A 16230-nucleotide genomic window follows, 5' to 3' on the forward strand; every position below is an offset into this window, starting at 1 on the left:
GACGAGCGCGACCTAAGGGAGTGCGCATGTCTTCGACCCTCGCCGAACTGGACCGCAAGCGCGACGCCGCCCGCATGGGTGGCGGTGAAAAGCGCATCGCCGCGCAACACGCCAAGGGCAAGCTGACCGCGCGCGAGCGGCTCAATGTCCTGCTCGACGAAGGTTCGTTCGAGGAGCTCGACATGTATGTCGAGCACAATTGCGTCGATTTCGGGATGCAGGACCAGATCATCCCCGGCGACGGCGTCGTCACGGGTTCGGGCACGATCAACGGCCGGCTGGTGTTCGTCTTCAGCCAAGATTTCACCGTGTTCGGCGGTTCGCTCAGCGAGCGTCATGCGCAGAAGATCTGCAAGATCATGGACATGGCGCTCAAGGTCGGCGCGCCGGTGATCGGGCTCAACGACAGCGGCGGCGCGCGCATCCAGGAGGGCGTCGCATCGCTCGGCGGCTATGCCGAAGTGTTCCAGCGCAACGTGCTGGCGAGCGGCGTCGTGCCGCAAATCTCTCTCATCATGGGGCCATGCGCCGGGGGTGCCGTCTATTCCCCGGCGATGACCGACTTCATCTTCATGGTGAAGGATAGTTCCTACATGTTCGTCACCGGCCCAGATGTAGTGAAGACCGTTACCAACGAGATCGTCACGCAGGAGGAACTGGGTGGAGCGGTGACGCATACCACGAAGTCGGGGGTCGCCGACGTGGCCTTCGAGAACGATATCGAGGCGCTGCTCGCGGCCCGCGACTTCGTGGATTTCCTTCCCGCCTCGAACCGGGAAGCATCGCCCGAACGGCCGTCGTCCGATCCGTGGGACCGGATCGAGCACAGCCTCGACCAGTTGGTGCCGGCGAGCGCCAACCAGCCGTACGACATGCACGAGCTGATCCGGAAGACGGTCGACGAGGGCGATTTCTTCGAGGTCCAGCCGACGCATGCCGGCAACATCATCATCGGGTTCGGGCGGATCGAGGGGCGCACCGTCGGCTTCGTCGCGAACCAGCCGATGGTGCTCGCCGGCTGCCTCGACATCAATTCGTCGAAAAAGGCGGCGCGCTTCGTCCGCTTCTGCGACGCGTTCGAGATCCCGATCGTCACCTTCGTCGATGTGCCGGGCTTCCTGCCGGGCACCGCGCAGGAATTGAACGGCATCATCAAGCACGGCGCCAAGCTGCTGTTCGCCTATGCCGAGGCGACCGTGCCCAAGATCACCGTGATCACGCGGAAAGCTTACGGCGGCGCGTATGACGTGATGGCGTCGAAGCATTTGCGCGGCGACCTCAATTACGCTTGGCCGACCGCCGAGATCGCGGTGATGGGCGCGAAGGGTGCGGTCGAGATCATCTTCCGCGGCCGCTCGCCCGAGGAGATCGCCGAGCAGACCGCGCAGTACGAGGCGCGCTTCGCCAACCCGTTCGTCGCGGCGAGCAAGGGGTTCATCGACGAGGTGATCCAGCCGCACTCGACGCGCCGCCGCATCGCGCTGGGCTTGCGCAAGCTGCGCGGCAAGGCGCTCGAAAACCCGTGGAAAAAGCACGACAACATCCCATTATGACCGACAAACCAACGCTGAGCGACTGGCAGGCGGCTGCTGCCAAGGAAGTCAAAGGTCGCGACCTGACCTGGCAGACGCCCGAGGGGATTGCGGTCAAGCCGCTCTATACCGCGGCCGATGTCGAGGGGATCGACCCCGGCCTCCCCGGCTTCGCGCCGTTCACGCGCGGGGTGCGCGCGTCGATGTATGCGGGGCGGCCGTGGACGATCCGGCAATATGCGGGCTTCTCGACCGCCGAGGCCTCGAACGCCTTCTACCGCCGCAACCTGGCGGCGGGGCAGAAGGGGCTGTCGGTCGCGTTCGATCTGGCGACGCATCGCGGGTATGACTCGGACCATCCGCGCGTGACCGGCGATGTCGGCAAGGCGGGCGTGGCGATCGACACGATCGACGACATGAAGATCCTGTTCGACGGCATCCCGCTCGACAAGATGTCGGTCTCGATGACGATGAACGGCGCGGTGATCCCGATCCTCGCCTTCTTCATCGTCGCGGGCGAGGAGCAGGGGGTGCCTCAGGCGCTTCTCGACGGGACCATCCAGAACGACATCCTCAAGGAGTTCATGGTCCGCAACACCTATATCTACCCGCCGGCGCCGAGCATGCGGATCATCTCGGACATCATCGCCTACACCTCGGCGCATATGCCCAAGTTCAACTCGATCTCGATCTCCGGCTATCACATGCAGGAAGCGGGCGCGACGCAGCTGCAGGAGCTGGCGTTCACGATCGCCGACGGGCGCGAATATGCCAAGGCGGCGATGGCGAGCGGGCTCGATCTCGACGCGTTTGCCGGGCGGCTGTCGTTCTTCTTCGCGATCGGCATGAACTTCTTCATGGAAGTCGCCAAGCTGCGCGCCGCGCGCAAACTGTGGCACCGCGTGATGACCGATCTCGGTGCGAAGGACGAGCGCTCCAAGATGCTGCGCACGCATTGCCAGACGTCGGGCGTGTCGCTGACCGAGCAGGATCCGTACAACAACGTGATCCGCACGACGGTCGAGGCGATGGCGGCGATGCTGGGGGGGACGCAGTCGCTCCACACCAATGCGCTCGACGAGGCGATCGCGCTGCCGACCGATTTCTCGGCGCGGATCGCGCGCAACACGCAGATCGTGCTGCAGGAAGAGACGGGGATGACCAAGGTCGTCGATCCGCTCGGCGGCAGCTATTATATCGAGGCGCTCACCGAGGAGCTGGTCGACAAGGCGTGGGAGATCATCCAGCGCGTCGAGGCCGAGGGCGGTATGGCGCAGGCGGTTGCGGCGGGCTGGCCCAAGGCGATGATCGAGGAAGCCTCGGCCGGCCGCGCGGCGCGCGTCGACAAGGGCGAGGACGTCATCGTCGGCGTCAACAAGTACAAGCTCGCTGAGCAGGACCCGATCGACATTCTCGACGTCGACAACGTGGCGGTGCGCGAATCGCAGATCGCGCGGATCGCGCGGTCGAAGGCTGGGCGCGACGAGGCGAAATGCACGGCGGCGCTCGACGCGTTGCGCGAAGGCGCGCGCGGCACGACCAATGTGCTCGCGCTCGCGGTCGAATGCGCCCGCCAGCGCGCGACGCTCGGCGAGATTTCCTCCGCCATGGAGGATATCTTCGGCCGCTACGACACAGTCCCCACCCCGGTGTCGGGCATTTACGGCGGCGCGCACGAATTCGACGCGGCATGGCAGGGGCTCAAGGAAGGCGTCGTCTCGCTCGAGACGCGCAACGGCCGCCGTCCGCGCATGCTCGTCGCCAAGATGGGGCAGGACGGGCATGACCGCGGCGCGAACCTCGTGTCGTCGGCGTTTGGCGATCTCGGGTTCGACGTCGTGCCGGGGCCGTTGTTCCAGACACCGTCCGAAGCGGCCAAGCTCGCGATCGAAAGCGATGTCGACGTGGTCGGCGCGTCGTCGCTCGCGGCGGGGCACAAGACACTGATCCCAGAGCTGATCGGGCATCTGCGCGAGGCCGGGCGCGGCGACATCAAGGTGATCGCGGGCGGGGTGATCCCGGCGCAGGATTATCAGGTGTTGCGCGACGCCGGCGTGCAGGGGATTTTCGGGCCCGGGACCAATCTGGTCGAGGCGGCGGGCGAAGTGTTGCGGTTGCTGGGGCACAACATGCCGCCGGTCGAGGAAGATGTGAAATGACTGTAGATACGCTCCGTCACCCCGGACTTGTTCCGGGGTCCACCGCGCCACACGCGCCGACCTTGCAAGCTGAGGCGGGACAGGTCCGGGGTGACGACGTGCGCACCGACTGGACCCGCGCCGAGATCGCCGCTTTGTTCGATCTCCCCTTCGACGAACTGATGTTCCGCGCCCAGACCACGCACCGCGCACACCACGCCGCGGGGCAGGTGCAGCTGTGCACGCTCTTGTCGATCAAGACCGGCGGCTGCCCCGAGGATTGCGGCTATTGCAACCAGTCCGCCTCGGCCGAGACCGAGCTCAAGGCGAGCAAGCTGATGGACGTCCGCGCCGTCCTGCAATCCGCCGCGCAGGCGCGCGACGCGGGGAGCCAGCGCTTCTGCATGGGTGCCGCCTGGCGCAACCCCAAGGACAAGGACATGCCTGCGATCATCGAGATGGTGCAGGGCGTCCGCCAGATGGGGATGGAGACCTGCATGACGCTCGGCATGCTGACGCCGGCACAGGCCGAGCAGCTCGCCGCGGCGGGGCTCGATTACTACAACCACAACATCGACACCTCGCCGGAAAAATACGCCGAGGTCATCACGACGCGGACCTTCCAGGACCGGCTCGACACGCTCGAGAACGTGCGTGAGGCGGGCATCAATGTCTGCTGCGGCGGGATCGTCGGCATGGGCGAGACGCGCGCCGATCGCGTCGGCTTCGTCCATGCGCTGGCCACGCTGCCGCGCCATCCCGAGAGCGTGCCGGTCAATGCGCTGGTGCCGGTCAAGGGCACCGTGCTCGGCAACATGCTCGCCGACACGCCGCTCGCCGCGATCGACGATATCGAGTTCGTCCGCACGGTCGCGGTCGCGCGCGTCACGATGCCGCTGAGCATGGTGCGGCTGTCGGCGGGGCGTGAGAGCATGTCCGAGGCGACGCAGGCTTTGTGCTTCATGGCGGGCGCGAACTCGATCTTCACCGGCGACAAGCTGCTCACCACGGGCAATGCCGGCGACGACAAGGACGCCGCGCTGCTGGCGAAGCTCGGGCTCGTCCCGATGGTCGGCGAGGAACCGATGCGGAAGGAAAAGACGTGCTGCTGATCGCGCTGCTTCTCACCGCCGCGCCGATCCAGACCCAGGCAGCGATGAACCGCAGCACGGGTGCAAGCTACGCGCAGGCCGACGCCGCGATGACCGCGCAGTGGAAGCGGACCTATGCCTATATGAAGGGCCGCGATGCGCAGGATACCTCGCGCGGCGGCGGGTTCGGTTATGCGGGCGCCTTGCTCGAAAGCCAGCGTGCGTGGCTCAAGTATCGCGATGCGCAGTGCGTCATCGAGGGCGGGCAATATGCCGGCGGATCGGCGCAAGGCATGACGATGGCGGCGTGCCGAACCGACCTGACGCGAGCGCGGACGGCGCAACTGAAATCGATGATCTGGTACCAGTGATGACGAGTTCCCTTCCCGGTTACGGGAGGGGTTAGGGGGAGGGGCCATCCTCCCTCCAGGTTTCACCTCTTGCGGACGGGCCTTCCTCTGGTCCTTCCCGCAAGCGGGAGGGGAGAAGTTAGCGTGTTCAAGAAGATCCTCGTCGCCAATCGCGGTGAAATCGCCTGCCGCGTGATGCGCACCGCCAAGAAGATGGGGATCGCCACCGTCGCGGTCTATTCCGACGCCGATGCGCGCTCCCCGCACGTGCTGATGGCCGACGAAGCCGTCCGGCTCGGGCCGCCCCCCGCGGGCGAGAGCTATCTGCTCGCCGACTTGATCCTGCTCGCCGCCAAGGAAACCGGCGCCGACTGTATCCACCCAGGCTACGGCTTCCTGTCCGAGCGCGAGAGCTTCGCGCGCGCCTGCGCCGATGCCGGGATCGCGTTTGTCGGCCCGCCCCCGAAAGCAATCGCCGCGATGGGCGACAAGATCGAATCGAAGAAGCTCGCCAAGGCGGCGGGCGTCAACGTCGTGCCGGGCTTTCTTGGCGAGATCGACAGCACCGATCATGCGGTCGAGATCGCCTCGGGCATCGGTTACCCGGTGATGATGAAGGCCTCGGCCGGCGGCGGCGGCAAGGGGATGCGGCTCGCTTACTCCGAGCAGGACGTGCGCGAAGGCTTCGAGGCGACCAAGCGCGAGGGGCTCGCGTCGTTCGGCGACGACCGTGTGTTCATCGAGAAGTTCATCGAAAGCCCGCGCCACATCGAGATCCAGGTGATGGGCGACCAGCACGGCAACATCGTCTATCTCGGCGAGCGCGAATGCTCGATCCAGCGCCGCCACCAGAAGGTGGTCGAGGAAGCGCCGTCGCCGTTCGTCACGCCGAAGATGCGCAAGGCCATGGGCGAGCAGGCGGTAGCCCTCGCCCGCGCGGTGGGCTATTTCTCGGCGGGGACGGTCGAGTTGATCGTGTCGGGCGCCGATACCACCGGCGAAGGCTTCTACTTCCTCGAGATGAACACCCGGCTGCAGGTCGAGCATCCGGTGACCGAGGCGGTGACCGGGCTCGATCTGGTCGAGCTGATGATCCGCGTGGCGGCGGGGGAACCGCTCGGCTTCTCGCAGGACGACGTCCAGCTCAACGGCTGGGCGATCGAGAACCGCGTCTATGCCGAGGACCCGTATCGCGGATTCTTGCCGAGCATTGGCCGGCTGGTGCGGTACAATCCGCCCGAAAGCAGCGAGACGCCCTACCTTTCCCCCTCCCGCTTGCGGGAGGGGCTAGGGGAGGGGCGTGCCGCGAGCGCGAACCTCTCCGGCACGCCCCTCCCCCAACCCCTCCCGCAAGCGGGAGGGGGGCAAGAAGAAGCCTATACCCGCGTCGACGACGGCGTCCGCGAGGGCGGCGAAGTGTCGATGTTCTACGATCCTATGATCGCCAAGCTGATAACCTGGGCGCCGACCCGCGAGGAAGCGATCGACGAGCAGATCGCCGCGCTCGACGCGTTCGAGATCGAAGGTCCTGGCAACAACTTGGATTTCCTTTCGGCGCTGATGCAGCACCCGCGCTTCCGCTCGGGCAATATCACGACCGGCTTCATCGCCGAGGAATATCCCGACGGCTTCCACGGTGCCCCCGCCGACGCAGACCTGATCGAAGCGCTCGCCGCGATTGCCGCCTTCGCCGCGACCGCCGAGGCCGACCGCGCGCGCCGCATCGACGGGCAGCTCGGCAAGCGGCTGCGCCCGCCGTCGGAATGGTCGGTGCGGATCGGCAACAGCGATCATCTCGTGTCGATCTCGACCGATGGGATCACCGTCGACGATGCCGATCTCGACATCGCGCTCGAATATACGCCGGGCGACCGCTATGTAGACGCCGAGCTCGACGATGCGCCGCTGACCGTCAAGATTTCGCGCACCCGCACCGGCTTCAAGCTCACCACGCGCGGCGCGAGTCACGTCGCGCGCGTGCTCCCGGCGCATGTCGCGCCCTACGCGCAGCACATGATCACCAAGATCCCACCCGATCTGTCGAAGTTCCTGCTCTGCCCGATGCCCGGCCTGCTGATGCGGCTCGATGTCGGCGCGGGCGACAAGGTCGAGGCGGGGCAGCCGCTTGCGGTGGTGGAAGCCATGAAGATGGAAAATATCCTGCGCGCCGAGAAGGCGGGCACGGTCAAATCGGTCAACGCTGCGCCCGGCGACAGCCTCGCGGTCGATGCGGTGATCCTCGAGATGGAATAGCCGCGGGCGGCGTCTCGCGCTGACGCGATCCGCGATACCGACATTTCGTATCGCGTCAGGACGGAACCGCGACAGGTTGCGACAATAAATCGGTGGACCTCGCACGGTGTGCTAGTCCACACGAACACCATGCGTCACCGCCTTTCCCTGCTGCTCGCCGTCACCGTACCGCTGGCGGCGTGTACGGTTGGCCCCAATTACCACCCCGCCACGCCCGCGACGCTCGGCGTGCCCGATCTGTATTCGGTGCCGAGCGACGGCCGCCCTGCCGCCGATCTCACCGCGTGGTGGACGCAGTTCAACGATCCGCTGCTGGCGAGCATCGTCGAGCGTGCCCGCACCAACAATCTCGACATCGCGCAGGCCGTCGCGCGGCTGCGCCAGGCGCGCGAAGCGCTGGTCCAGTCGCGCGCGCAATTGCTGCCGACGCTGAGCGGGTCGGGCGGCTATACGCGCTCGCAAAGTATCCGCGGCGGCACGACGACCTTGCCCGGCGGCGCGACGGTCATAACCGGGCGCGGATCGGGCGACACGCTGTCGCTCGGGCTCGACGTGCAATATCAGGTCGGGCTGTTCGGCGAAGTGCGCCGCACGGTCGAGGCGAGCCGCGCGCAATATCAGGCGTCGGGCTATGATTACGCGACGGTCGTGCTGTCGACCCAGGCCGAGACCGCGCGTAACTACATGCTCGCGCGGCTGTATCAAGCGCAGCTCGCCAATGCGCGCGATTCGCTGCGATTGCAGGACGACAACCTCCAGATCGCGGGCTTCCGCGTCCAGGCGGGGCTGGTCTCCTCGCTCGATGCCGAGCAGGCGCGTTCGCAGCGCGCCTCGACCGCGGCGACGATCCCGACGATCGAGCAGAATTACAACGCTGCGGTGTCGCGATTGGGCGTGCTGACCGGCCAGGCCCCCGGCGCGCTCAAGGCCGAGCTGGCGGTGGCGCGGCCGATCCCGACGGGGCCGGCATCGGTCGCGGTCGGCATTCCGATCGACACGCTGCGCCAGCGCCCCGATGTCCGCGCGGCGGAGCGCGCGCTTGCCGCGGCGACGGCGCAGATCGGCATATCGAAGGCGGCGCTCTATCCGGCGCTCGCAATCAGCGGCAGCGTCTCGACCGACGCGTCGCATCTAGGCGACCTGTTCCAGAGCATCGCGGGCCAGGTGTTCGCCGGGCTGACGCAGGCGATCTTCAACGGCGGGCGGCTGCGCTCGCAAGTCCGCGCGAGCGAGGCGGCGGCGGAGGGTTCGTTCGCGGCGTACAAATCGACGGTGCTGAGTGGGCTCGAGGATGTCGAAAACGCGGTCGTCGCGCTCGATAGTGCCAAGCGTCGTGCAGCACAGTTCGCGATCGCGCTCGATGCCGCGAACAACAGCGCGATCCTGTCGCGCACGCAATACCGCGCGGGGCTGACCGATTTCACCACGCTCAACACGTCGGAGGCGAGCTTGCTCACCGCGCGCAACGGCCTGAGCCAGGCGCAATCCGACCAGGCAACGGCGCTCGTCCAGCTCTATCTCGCGCTCGGCGGTGGCTGGGACAGTGCCGCCGATCCGGCCGCCCTCCCAACCGCCCTCCCGCTCTCTCCCGCACAGGTACGATAGATGGCCGATCCCGCGCGCACCGACCTCAACGAATTTCTCGGCGCCAAGTCGGTTCCCGCCTGGCGCCGATGGGCGAAATGGGCTGCGGTCGGCGTCGGCATCCTGTTGCTGCTGATCCTGCTCAAGAGCTCCTTCGGGGGCACTGCCAAGCCCGAATATGCGACCGACACCGTCGCGCGCGGCGCATTGGCGGTCAGCGTCTCGGCAACGGGCAAGCTTGCACCGACCAACCAGGTCAATGTCGGATCGGAATTGTCGGGGCTCGTCACTAAAGTCGTCGTCGACGTCAACGATCGCGTGACCAAGGGGCAGCCGCTCGCATTGGTCGATCCGTCGCGTTTCCAGGATACCGTCAACCAAAGCCAGGCCGCGCTCGATGCCGCGGTCGCGACGGTCGCGCAGAATCAGGCGACGCTGTCGCAGTCGAATGCGACGCTCGCGCGCTTCCAGGAGGTCAGCCGCCTGTCGGGCGGGCGCGTCCCCGCCAAGACCGAGATGGACCAGGCGATCGCCGACAGGAACCGCGCGATCGCCAATGTGCGGGCGGCGCAGGCCAATGTCGCCTCGGCACGCGCGACGCTGTCGTCGAACGCGACGCAGCTCGTGAAGACGGTGATCCGCTCGCCCGTCAACGGCGTCGTGCTCGCGCGACAGATCGAACCGGGCCAGACCGTCGCCGCCTCGTTCAGCACGCCGACGCTGTTCGTCATCGCCGAGGATCTCAGCCGGATGAAACTCCAGGTCGCGATCGACGAAGCCGATGTCGGGTCGGTCAAGGAAGGGCAGAGCGCGGTCTTCACGGTCGACGCCTTCCCGGGCAAGACCTTCCCCGCGGCGATCACGCGCGTCGATCTCGGATCGAACCTGTCGGCGCAAGCGAGCACGACGACCACGACGACGACCACGACCGGGCAAGTCGTGTCGTACAGCGCGACGCTGAGCGTCGGTAACGCCAATCTCCAATTGCGCCCGGGCATGACCGCGACTGCCGACATCACCACGACCGCTAAGACCAACGTCCTGCTCGTCCCCAATGCCGCGTTGCGCTTCAAGCCGACCGACACGGGCGCGAGCGCCAACAAGGGCATCGCCGGCGCGCTGATCCCCGGTCGTCCACGGCGTGGCGGCGCGGGTACGGGCAAGGGCGAGACGGTCAAGCGCGGCGGATCGCAGACGGTCTATATCGCCGATGCGCAGGGCACGCCGCAGCCGGTGCAGATCACCACGGGTGAGAGCAACGGCGCGATGACCGAAGTGATCGGCGGCAATCTCAAGCCCGGCGACAAGGTCATCACCGGGCAGCTCGCGGCGGGCGCGAGCGCATCGGGGGCGGGCAAGCGCAAGCGGTCGGGCGGGCAGGCCGGTGGCCAGTAACGCCCCCGCCGTCCACGTCGCGGGCCAATATGTGCCGGCCGCGGGCGCACCGATCATCGCGCTGCGTCAGGTCATCAAGACGTACGGCGAGGGCGCGACGGCGTTCCAGGCGCTCAAGGGCATCGACCTCGACATCGCGCAGGGCGATTTCGTCGCGGTGATGGGGGCGTCGGGCTCGGGCAAGTCGACGACGATGAACATCCTCGGCTGTCTCGACGTGCCGAGCGGCGGGACGTTCGTATTCAAGGGCGTCCATGTCGAGACGCTCGACCGCGACCAGCGCGCGTTGCTGCGGCGGAAGTATCTCGGCTTCGTGTTCCAGGGGTTCAATCTGCTCGCGCGCACGACCGCGCTCGAGAATGTCGAGCTGCCCTTGCTGTATCGCGGCGATGCGAAGAAGGAGCGGCGCGCTTTGGCGATGGCAGCGCTCGACAAGGTCGGGCTCGCCGACTGGTGGGACCATACGCCAGCCGAGCTGTCGGGCGGGCAGCAGCAGCGCGTCGCGATCGCGCGCGCGATCGTCACCTCGCCGTCGGTGCTGCTGGCGGACGAGCCGACCGGCAACCTCGATTCGGAGCGCTCGATCGAGATCATGGAATTGCTGTCGGGGCTCAATCGCGACAGCGGGATCACGGTGATCATGGTGACGCACGAACCCGACATGGCGGCGTTCGCGCATACCATCGTCCATTTCAAGGACGGGCTGGTCGAGCGCGTCGAGGCGCAGCATCGGCCGGGCGAGACTCCCGACGAATCCCCCTCCCGCTTGCGGGAGGGGTTAGGGGAGGGCAGTGCGTCAAGCGATAGCCCCACCAGCACGCCCCTCCCGCAAGCTGGAGGGAAGTCATAATGTTCGGCACGACCCTCCTCCTCGCGCTGCGCTCGATCGCCCGCCACAAGCTGCGTTCGTTCCTCACCACGCTCGGCATCATCATCGGTGTCGCAGCGGTCGTGACGATGGTGACGCTCGGCCAGGCGACGACCGCGGCGGTGCAGAAATCGATCGCCGCGCTCGGCACCAACATCCTCCAGATTCGCCCCGGCCAAGGCTTCGGTCGCGGCGGCGGCGGACCGCGTCCGCCAGACTTCAAGGCCGACGACCCCGCCGCGATCCGCGACCAGATCGCCGGCGTCACCGCAGTCGCGGCGCAGGCCGGCACGACCGGCACCGCGATCTACGAAGGCGCGAACTGGTCGACCACTGTCAACGGCACGACCAACGCCTATTTCCAGGTCCAGCCGTGGCCGCTCGCCGAGGGGCGCATTTTCACCCCGGCGGAGGAAGCCGCAGGCAAATCGATCTGCATCATCGGCAATACCGTCAACGACAATCTCTATCGCGGCGCGTCGCCGCTCGGCACGCGGCTGCGCATCGCCGGGATTTCGTGCGACGTGATCGGCTTGTTGTCGAAGCGCGGGCAGGCGGGTTTCGGCGGCGATCAGGACGATGTCATCATCATGCCGCTCAAGACGGTGCAGCGCCGCTTCACCGGCACGACCGACCTCAAGCTGATGCTGGTCGGCGTCGACCAGGCCTATTCGAGCGCGGCGGTGCAATCCTCGATCGAGGATCTGTTGCGCGAACGCCGCAACATCACCGGCGGCAAGGACGACGATTTCAACATCTTCGATACAGCCCAGATCTCAGCGACGCTGACGCAATCGACCACCTTGCTGACCGGGATCGTCACCGCGGTGGCGGCGATCAGCCTGATCGTCGGCGGGATCGGGATCATGAACATCATGCTCGTCTCGGTGACCGAGCGCACGCGCGAGATCGGCATCCGCCTCGCGATCGGCGCGGTCGCGAACGAGGTGTTGATGCAGTTCCTCGTCGAGGCGATCGCGCTGTCGATGCTCGGCGGGCTGATCGGGCTCGTCGTCGCGCAACTCGCGATCCTTGGCCTTGCGCCGGTGATGAAGGTCGACTTCCTGTTCGTGCCGCAGATCAACCTGATCGCATTCGGCATCTCGGCGGTGATCGGCGTCGTCTTCGGCTATTTCCCCGCGCGCCGCGCGGCAGCACTCAACCCGATCGACGCGCTCCGCCACGAATAACCGCGTAGCGCTACGCCCTTTCTTCTCCGCGTCTCCGCGTCTCCGCGTGAAATCAATTTCTTGTCCACGCGGAGACGCGGAGACGCGGAGAGAAGTGGGGATGCCCGCTTGCGCGGGGCGGGCGGCGCGGGCAGGACGCAGCGATGACCAGCTGGAAAGTGACGCTCCCCTGCACCCGCGCCGAGGCCGAGGCGATCGATGCCGCCGATGACATCGCCGAGGGCATGGTGCTGATGACGACCGAACTCGAGGAGGACGATCGCGAGCATTGGCGGCTCGACGCCTATCTCGAGGTGGCGCCGACGCCCGCGGCAATCGCCGCGATCCGCCTGCTCGCGCCGAGTGCGGGGGAGACCGCGCCGCAGGTCGAGGAACTGCCCGACGAGGATTGGGTGACGCTGAGCCAGGACGGGCTCGAGCCGATCGCCGAGGGGCGCTTCGTCGTCCATACCAGCGCGCATCCCGTCGCCGCCCCCGCAGGCGGTCGCGCCTTTCTGATCGAGGCGGGGCAGGCGTTCGGCACCGGACACCATGCGACCACGTCGGGGTGTCTCGCGATGCTCGATCGCCTCGCCGACCAGTCGTTCGCGCGGATCATCGATATCGGCACCGGCACCGGACTGCTCGCTTTCGCCGCACAGCATCTGTGGCCGACGGCCGAGATCGTCGCGACCGATATCGACCCGCGCGCGATCATCGTCACGCGCGAGAATGCCGAGCTCAATGCGCTCGATGGCATCGCGCTGATCGTCGCCGACGGTGCGCTCGACGACACGATCACCGCACGCGCGCCGTACGATCTGGTGATCGCCAATATCCTGGCGGGCCCCTTGGTGTCGATGGCGCCCGAGCTCGCCGCAATTGCCGCGCCCGGCGCGACGATCGTCCTGGCGGGCTTGCTCGACACGCAGCGCGCCGATGTCGTCGCGGCGTTTGCCGGCTGCGGCTGCACGCTGGCCGAGACCGACGGGCGCGGCGACTGGACGATCCTGCGGCTCGTCGCGGGCGCGGTGCGCTATGTCCCGACCAAGCCGATCGACCCGAAGGGGCGCGACGGCTGGGCGCTCGATCTTTAGCGACGCGTCAGGCCGGCTGCCACTCGGCCTTCTCGCGCCGGAGCGAAGCGAGCAGCGAATCGTAGATCACCTTGGCGCGCGTCAGCCCGGCCTGGCTGCGCCCGCGATCGTCGATCGGCAGCTCGCCGCGCACGCCGAAGCCGTCGCGCAGGAACTCGCGGTCGTCATAGCGTGTCTTGAACGTCTGGAGAAAATCGCGGCATTCGCTCGCCATCGTCGCGCGCTCGTCGAAGCTCAGCTGCGGCAACGCCTCGGCGATCTCGGCATGCAGCGCCTTCAAATGGCCGAAAACATGGAGCCGCTCGGTCATGAACGCCTGCAGCGTCGGCCACTGTTCCTCGGCCATCGCCCAGCGCTCGCGTTCGGCGCGGCTCACGACGCCTTCGCCAGCGCATAGGCCTGCGACCCGCGCGTCAGCAGCGTGTCGTCGGGCAGGATTTGCGCGACCGGCACGTCGGGCATTTCGGCAAGCTTGGTATAGAGCGGGGCGAAGTCGGTCTCGACGGTTACGCGCAGCAGATCCTCGAAGCTCGGGATGACGAAATAGTTCTGCTGGAAATCGTCGATCCGGTACTCGGTGCGCATCACGCGTTCGAGATCGAAGGCGATGCGATTGGGGCTCGGGTCATCGAGTGCGAACCGGCTCTCTGCAAAGCTCGACACGATCCCCGCGCCGTAGAGCCGCAAGCCTTCGGGCTCGGCGACGAGGCCGAACTCGACCGTGTACCAATACAGCCGGCCGAGATATTTCAGCGCATCGAGCCCCTGCGCGCGCTGCCCGCCGCGGCCGTATGCCGCGAGGTAATCGGCGAAGACGGGATCGGCGAGCATCGGGACATGGCCGAACACGTCGTGGAACACGTCGGGTTCCTGGAGATAATCGAGCTGGTCGGCGCGGCGGATGAAATTGCCCGCGACGAAGCGGCGGTTCGCCATATGGTCGAAGAACACGGCGTCGGGGACGAGCCCGGGCACCGCGACGACTTGCCAGCCGGTGAGCTTCATCAGCCGGTCGGACAGTTCCTCGAAATCGGGAATCCCCGGTTTAGACAGCTTGAGTACATCTAGCCCGCGCAAATAGGCGTCCGACGCGCGACCGGGCAGCAGTTTTGCCTGGCGCGCGAACAAGGTGTCCCAGACGTGGTGTTCTTCTTGGCTGAAATGCGCCCAATCCTGCGGGATCGTCCAATCGGCGGAGGCGCCGGGCGGGGGGCGGTCGAGAACGTGCGTATCATCGGTCATTGCTGCAGGGTATCACAGCCACTGCGGGTCTGGAATGCTTACGCATGAAACGAATTCTTGGGCGGGTAGTCAGCGTGGCTGGCATAATCGCCGTATTGCTCGTCGCTTATGGCGCGGCGGGGATGGCGGGCGGTGCGGTGCCGAGCAATGCTGGCTGGAGCCAGCCGCGCGATGGCGTGCGAATCCTGGTCGAGAGCAATGGCGTGCATACCGATCTGGTGCTGCCCAAGGTCGCAGCCGGGGTCGATTGGCGCGACCTTTTGCCTGGCGATGATCTCGCCGATCCGCGCTATGCCGGCTTCGATCATGTCGCGATCGGCTGGGGCGAGCGGACCTTCTACCTCGAGACGCCGCGCTGGAGCGACGTCAAGCCGCTGACGGTGCTGCGCGCCGCGATCGGCAGCGATCGCACCGTGCTGCATGTCGAGCACATCGCGCCGCCCGCCGCGGCCGACGATGCGCGCGTGCTCGTGCTGCGGCCTGACGAATATCGCCGGCTCGCGGCGTTTATTCGGGCAAGCTTTGTCGGGCGGCAGGCGTGGCACCGTACCGGCTATGCCAGCAACGACGCCTTCTATCAGGCGCGCGGTCGCTATAGCGCGATCGAGACGTGCAACGCCTGGACCGGCGACGCCTTGCGGGCGGCCGGGGTGCGGATCGGGACGTGGACGCCGTTTCCGGTGACCGTGCTCGGCTGGTTTGCCCCGCCGCGACATCAGCTACGAGACGCGCCGTGAGACCGCCGTCGAAAGCATTGCTCGCGCTCGAAGTGCCGCGCGGGGCGTGGGGACTGGCGTCGCTGCTCGGGTCGCGGTCGCTGCTGGCCAAGGGGCCGCGCGGCGATGGGCGGCCGGTGCTGCTGCTGCCAGGCTTGTTCAACAGCGATCTGTCGGGGGTGTTCCTGCAGCGCTATCTCGTCTCGCTCGGTTACCGCGCCGAGGGGTGGGGGCTCGGGCGCAATCTCGGCGCGCGGACGATCGGCGTCGATGGCGCGCGGCTGCACGACCGGATCGTCGCGCTGGCCGCGGCGAGCGGCGAGCCGGTGACGTTGGTCGGCGTCAGTCTCGGCGGGATCATGGCGCGTTTCGCGGCGCATCGCTGGCCCGAGCTGGTGCGCGAAGTGGTGACGATCAGCTCGCCTTATGCCGGCAGCCCGCGTGCGACCAATGTGTGGCGCGCGTTCGAATTCTTCACTGGCGACCGGATCGACGCGCCCGAGATCGTCGCGCACAGCGCATTGGTCGCGCAGACCCCGCCGGTGCCGGCAACCGCGATCTGGAGCCGCAGCGATGGGCTGGTCAATGGCATGATCTGCCACGACGCCGCGGGGCGATCGGTCGAGGTGCGCAGCAGCCATGTCGGCGTGCAGGTGCGCCCGGCGGTGTTGCTCGCGGTGGCGCAGGTGCTGGGCGGCGCTGCGGTCTGAACGAACGTCGTACCGACCGTCACCCCGGCCTCGTGCCGGGGCCCACCGTGCCGCGCGTACTACGCGGGACGGATGTGCGGGCCGG

Annotated in this window: 14 protein-coding genes; 12 read left to right on the forward strand and 2 right to left on the reverse strand. The window is 67.2% G+C overall.

Features of this window, described 5'->3' with window-relative positions:
* The first annotated feature begins 26 nt into the window (after nucleotides 1-26).
* From E2E30_RS01055 to E2E30_RS01100, 10 genes are all read left to right on the forward strand, one after another.
* The gene (locus E2E30_RS01055) at nucleotides 27-1553 is read left to right on the forward strand and encodes an acyl-CoA carboxylase subunit beta (protein WP_133186422.1); all 1527 of its coding nucleotides are present in this window, start codon (nucleotides 27-29) and stop codon (nucleotides 1551-1553) included.
* Nucleotides 1550-3691 (forward strand): methylmalonyl-CoA mutase, encoded by a 2142-nt coding sequence (gene scpA / locus E2E30_RS01060; protein ID WP_133186424.1) that lies wholly within the window; start codon nucleotides 1550-1552, stop codon nucleotides 3689-3691. The genes E2E30_RS01055 and scpA overlap by 4 nt, the downstream gene beginning before the upstream one ends.
* Complete coding sequence (gene bioB, locus E2E30_RS01065) at nucleotides 3688-4782, forward strand: biotin synthase BioB (protein ID WP_443018363.1); 1095 nt, start codon at nucleotides 3688-3690, stop codon at nucleotides 4780-4782. Before scpA ends, bioB begins: the two co-directional genes overlap by 4 nt.
* A complete protein-coding gene (locus tag E2E30_RS01070; RefSeq protein ID WP_133186426.1) occupies nucleotides 4773-5132 on the forward strand; it encodes a lysozyme inhibitor LprI family protein in 360 nt (119 codons plus the stop codon). Before bioB ends, E2E30_RS01070 begins: the two co-directional genes overlap by 10 nt.
* 174 nt (nucleotides 5133-5306) lie before the next feature.
* Nucleotides 5307-7364: an acetyl-CoA carboxylase biotin carboxylase subunit gene (locus E2E30_RS01075; protein ID WP_240699085.1), complete on the forward strand. Its 2058-nt coding sequence runs from the start codon at nucleotides 5307-5309 to the stop codon at nucleotides 7362-7364.
* A 129-nt stretch (nucleotides 7365-7493) separates the two neighbouring features.
* The gene (locus E2E30_RS01080; RefSeq protein WP_133186430.1) at nucleotides 7494-8969 is read left to right on the forward strand and encodes an efflux transporter outer membrane subunit; all 1476 of its coding nucleotides are present in this window, start codon (nucleotides 7494-7496) and stop codon (nucleotides 8967-8969) included.
* Entirely contained in the window at nucleotides 8970-10343 is a 1374-nt protein-coding gene (locus tag E2E30_RS01085; protein WP_133186432.1) for an efflux RND transporter periplasmic adaptor subunit, read from the forward strand.
* Nucleotides 10333-11193, forward strand: a complete 861-nt coding sequence (locus E2E30_RS01090) for an ABC transporter ATP-binding protein (RefSeq protein ID WP_240699004.1) — start codon at nucleotides 10333-10335, stop codon at nucleotides 11191-11193. Before E2E30_RS01085 ends, E2E30_RS01090 begins: the two co-directional genes overlap by 11 nt.
* Nucleotides 11193-12401 carry an ABC transporter permease gene (locus E2E30_RS01095; RefSeq protein ID WP_133186434.1) on the forward strand — a complete coding sequence of 403 codons (1209 nt, stop codon included), beginning with the start codon at nucleotides 11193-11195 and terminating at the stop codon, nucleotides 12399-12401. The genes E2E30_RS01090 and E2E30_RS01095 overlap by 1 nt, the downstream gene beginning before the upstream one ends.
* A gap of 143 nt (nucleotides 12402-12544) precedes the next feature.
* Nucleotides 12545-13477 (forward strand): 50S ribosomal protein L11 methyltransferase, encoded by a 933-nt coding sequence (locus E2E30_RS01100; RefSeq protein WP_133186436.1) that lies wholly within the window; start codon nucleotides 12545-12547, stop codon nucleotides 13475-13477.
* A 7-nt stretch (nucleotides 13478-13484) separates the two neighbouring features.
* On the opposite strand, the gene E2E30_RS01105 is transcribed toward E2E30_RS01100, so the two are convergent.
* Together E2E30_RS01105 and phhA are read right to left on the reverse strand one after the other, a co-directional pair.
* Complete coding sequence (locus E2E30_RS01105) at nucleotides 13485-13853, reverse strand: hypothetical protein (RefSeq protein WP_133186438.1); 369 nt, start codon at nucleotides 13851-13853, stop codon at nucleotides 13485-13487.
* Nucleotides 13850-14719 carry a phenylalanine 4-monooxygenase gene (gene phhA / locus E2E30_RS01110; protein ID WP_133186440.1) on the reverse strand — a complete coding sequence of 290 codons (870 nt, stop codon included), beginning with the start codon at nucleotides 14717-14719 and terminating at the stop codon, nucleotides 13850-13852. Before phhA ends, E2E30_RS01105 begins: the two co-directional genes overlap by 4 nt.
* A 44-nt stretch (nucleotides 14720-14763) precedes the next feature.
* On the opposite strand from phhA, the gene E2E30_RS01115 reads away from it, so the two are divergent.
* Nucleotides 14764-15456: a TIGR02117 family protein gene (locus E2E30_RS01115; RefSeq protein ID WP_133186442.1), complete on the forward strand. Its 693-nt coding sequence runs from the start codon at nucleotides 14764-14766 to the stop codon at nucleotides 15454-15456.
* Nucleotides 15453-16145 carry an esterase/lipase family protein gene (locus tag E2E30_RS01120; RefSeq protein ID WP_133186444.1) on the forward strand — a complete coding sequence of 231 codons (693 nt, stop codon included), beginning with the start codon at nucleotides 15453-15455 and terminating at the stop codon, nucleotides 16143-16145. Before E2E30_RS01115 ends, E2E30_RS01120 begins: the two co-directional genes overlap by 4 nt.
* The last annotated feature ends 85 nt before the right edge of the window (nucleotides 16146-16230 follow it).

Origin of the sequence: Sphingomonas sp. AAP5 (genome assembly GCF_004354345.1) — a bacterium.
In the GTDB taxonomy this organism is placed as follows: Bacteria; Pseudomonadota; Alphaproteobacteria; order Sphingomonadales; family Sphingomonadaceae; genus Sphingomonas; species Sphingomonas glacialis.